Source organism: Sodalis-like endosymbiont of Proechinophthirus fluctus, assembly GCF_001602625.1.
Classification (GTDB): Bacteria; Pseudomonadota; Gammaproteobacteria; order Enterobacterales; family Enterobacteriaceae.
Map to the genome: position 1 here is coordinate 68,031 of NZ_LECR01000090.1, position 3,591 is coordinate 71,621.

Consider the following 3,591-nt stretch of genomic DNA (forward strand, 5'->3'; position numbering starts at 1 on the left):
TAAACACCACCACATCGCGGGCATCGATCATGCCAAAATCTCCATGCAGAGCTTCTGCCGGGTGGACAAAAAAGGCTGGCGTGCCGGTACTGGCCAGCGATGCGGCGATTTTCTTGCCGATATGGCCGGATTTACCCATGCCGGCGACAATGACTTTCCCTTTGCAGGCTAGTAGCAATCGGCAGGCCGTAACGACACTGCCGTCGAGGCGATCGCGCATCCGCTGCGCCTCGCTGATTTCAATGTCCAGCGTCTCCCGGGCAAAGGCTAATAATCGTTCATGACTCATCTTTGTGATCCACCACGAGGACATCGATACCGCTATCACACAGCGCCTTTAGCCTGGCCGGCGGTATCCGCTATCGGTAATCAGAATGTCCACTGCGCTGCTAAGCGCGCAGACGATATTGGGACTTTACGGCCGAACTTCGATGAATCCACCAGCAGAATACTCTGCTGTTCGGCCTGGCACATCGCCTGGCTGACTGCATGCAGTTTATTGAAGATGGTCACGCCGGCGGTCAAATCGACGCCGTCGGCGTCGATGAACAATTTATCAAAATTGAAATGGGGAAATGCTACCTCCGCCATTGTCCCGTAGAAAGAGGTAGAATTTTACGGTAAGGTCCTCGCCTGGAATTAAGATCCATCCAGCTCGACCAGCTCGCTAACGATGCTTAGACCATCGGTCATAATAGTAATATTGTTAAATTGCGCTGGCCGAGGCACCATTTGTGATACCGTGCTGCCGGCGTCAAATATCAGATATTCTCCATCCTTGATCGGTAATGCTACACAACGGGCTATTTGCCATTTTTAGCGGTATTAATAATAGGTTTTACGATCGATAGGTTGGTCGCCCTCTTCACGACTGAGCATAACGCCACCGCAGTTGCGGATCACAGCCCCTTCCTCTTCCAACTGGGCTAGAGCTGAAGATAGTGGTTCCGGTGAGGACGAAATGCCCATCAAAATCCTTGACGGAGGTTTTTCCGTGGAGCTGCAGATATTCGATTATCACCGCCCGATGCTGCCTGGGTTTTATCATGATATTATTCCAAGCGGAACATTCCTTTGCCACCAGACTGCCTCCGATGGTGGCTGATGAATGAAAGCAAGAATGTTTTAAAACGAAAATATCATGATTTCGGCTCAACCGCTAATGCCAGGGCAGCTTGGCATACCAGTTTCTTAGAATAGATCACAATTCGCTACGCCGCCTGGATCGGACGACGACGCAGCAGCAGCTCTTGGCCAGTATGCACCACGGCCCCTGAATCTGCGCCATGAGAGAGTACATCAGGATCGGCAGCATGCACCGATGCTATATTACTCTGGAGTTTTCAGGGAGTGCATCCGCTCCCGCGACATGGGCTGCAGATATAGCGCAGGGAGATCTGTCAGCGAGCACCGGCTGAATATCTTTTTTCCCGCATCCCTGAAACGTAGTGGATGTCGGCCACGATGTATTTTGCCAGAGGGCCGGATTGACCGGTGCTGTGAATATTCACAGTGGACATACTGTGTTTGGGATAAACGCCGCACCGCAATGTCCAACCACTGCAATCGATGACTACCACTGCTATCTCCTGCACCGGCGGTTCACCTTCTTTGAATCCATCGACCACCGGCCAACCAGTCAATTCGCTAAGTCGGTCGACAATCGCCGACCTTGTGCTAACGGTAATGTAGACGATCTTTTTTCCCGTCGTCACCTCAATGAGTAAGGGGAAGGGGCTGCCCTAACCGCCCTCGCCTTTGACAATTCGTATCACTCTGCTCATGATACTCTCCTAAATCTATCCGGACCTGACAGCTGGCAGCTAGCTATCTGCCAGAGAGGCGGTTTTGTCGGCGTTAACTTCGCCATCGCGTTTTTACGCGCTGACGGCAAACACGTACTCCTCTCCAGACACTGGCGTGGATGAAATCTGGCTCTACATAAATTAGTTACCATAAAATTGGTGAGGACAGCGTCGGGCTTAGTTCCGATTTCGAAAGCATCAACGTGCTGGAGGACATAGTTTATGTAGCGGGACTGCTGTTACTCGCTCAAGCGTTGGCGCGTCATGACCTATAATCACGCGCTACAGGAAAAAAATCGCCTATAGTAACTGGGCAGGTACTGGAGCGCACCTGGAAATATTAACGAAAGAGATATTTTTTAATAACACAATTAACGACCATAGAAAGTATGTCGGTTATACTTCATTTGGTCAGTTAAAGCTGACGTTATCCACTACTGACAGTGAGGAAAGAGTATGAAATAGACTAAACCTGACTTTATCAATTTACACATTTATCAATTTACAAATTGGCTCAGAAGTGACGCTGTACATGTCCAACTTCTAATTGCTCAGATCTGCGGTGCCCCTGCAGCGGTGTTCCCCAATGGAACTGCAACTGCCGCGATTGCAGCCTCTAGCGCAGCGGTGAACTGAATGCCCGTCCCGCAACCAACCCCCTCTATTGCCATCAGCGACGATGGATACGACTGGGCAGTCTGTAGCGTATCGCCGGATATTACTCAGCAGACCGCCGCCACACCGACCTTGCGCAATGATAGCACGCTGTGAAGCACGACCATTGGCGCCATTATCCTCACAGATAGCCAGATCGATCATTGCGCTGGGCTGTTAAACTTGCGCGTAGGGTGCCCCCTCGATGCCTGCTGTATGCTCGAGGTGTATAACGATCTAACCGAGGGTTTTTCGGTATTCACCCTTCTGCAACACTGGAAGGGCGGCCTGCTTCACTATGTCTTGATACTAGAGTAGCCGTTTGCCGTCAATGTGTGCCCGGTAGTCCAATTTACCACCGTCCCGCTACTGAGCAATGCGCCGCCCTAATCACGTTATCGTGACCTACCCCGCTGGCCAGGTCACAATATCGCCTTGATGGTGGAAGACAGCCGCAGCAGAAAACAGCTGTTTTCCCCAGGGTTCGATGAACCGACGCCTTCATTGCTTGCTTGGATGCGTCGCGCCGATTGTCCACTGCTGGATGGCACGCTGTGAACAGACGATAAAATGCAGACCACCGGCGTGGGGCACCCTATCGCGGTCAGGAGATGGGTCATTTGTCGCTCGGTGGCAAACAAGGCCTGCTGGTGGTGGTTAGAGAAATACCCGCCGAGTGCAAAATCGTTATCCATATTAACAATATCAATACCGTACTTAACGATGCTTCGTCAGAAGGCTTGCAGCTTATGGCAGGGCATCGAAGTGAGTTAGAGCGGTATCCACCATCGAATTATAGGAATTGTCCATGGACCAGACCCTAGCCACCCCACTTTCCATTTTATCCTTTAACGCCCGTTTAAAGGATAAAATGGCCTATTATAACATCCACTACCCTTACCATATTGCGATACATAACGGTCATGCTACTCGAGCGCAGATTCAGGAGTGGGTGGCAATCTGCTTATATTATCAGGTTTCGATTCCCCATAAAGATGCCACTATCATCGCCAATTGCTCCGATCTGGCGGTACGTTGGCAATAGATCCATCGCATTATGGATTATAATGGTCGCGAGAGCTAGGAAGACAGCATGGATGCCTGGCTGCAGCTTGGCTCTGCCAAAGCCGCC

Annotated in this window: 3 protein-coding genes and 3 pseudogenes; 2 read left to right on the top strand and 4 right to left on the bottom strand. The window is 50.9% G+C overall.

Features of this window, described 5'->3' with window-relative positions:
- The 4 genes and pseudogenes from BG74_RS18370 to srlE form a co-directional block, all read right to left on the bottom strand.
- The coding region (locus tag BG74_RS18370; RefSeq protein WP_244267489.1) for an SIS domain-containing protein at nucleotides 1-289 on the bottom strand (289 nt) is incomplete at its 3' end.
- Between the two features lie 80 nt (nucleotides 290-369).
- A pseudogene (locus BG74_RS21015) lies at nucleotides 370-807 on the bottom strand (hypothetical protein).
- Nucleotides 808-825: 18 nt separating this feature from the next.
- Nucleotides 826-969, bottom strand: coding sequence for a hypothetical protein (locus tag BG74_RS21020; RefSeq protein WP_439895729.1), 144 nt, complete (start codon nucleotides 967-969; stop codon nucleotides 826-828).
- 455 nt (nucleotides 970-1,424) lie between these two features.
- Nucleotides 1,425-1,784, bottom strand: a pseudogene (gene srlE, locus BG74_RS11770) (PTS glucitol/sorbitol transporter subunit IIB); the annotation flags it as partial.
- A gap of 578 nt (nucleotides 1,785-2,362) precedes the next feature.
- On the opposite strand from srlE, the pseudogene BG74_RS08990 reads away from it, so the two are divergent.
- Both BG74_RS08990 and BG74_RS08995 read left to right on the top strand, forming a co-directional pair.
- Nucleotides 2,363-3,233, top strand: a pseudogene (locus BG74_RS08990) (MBL fold metallo-hydrolase).
- Nucleotides 3,234-3,267: 34 nt separating this feature from the next.
- Nucleotides 3,268-3,504 carry a thiaminase II/PqqC family protein gene (locus BG74_RS08995; RefSeq protein WP_066597962.1) on the top strand — a complete coding sequence of 79 codons (237 nt, stop codon included), beginning with the start codon at nucleotides 3,268-3,270 and terminating at the stop codon, nucleotides 3,502-3,504.
- Nucleotides 3,505-3,591: the final 87 nt, after the last annotated feature.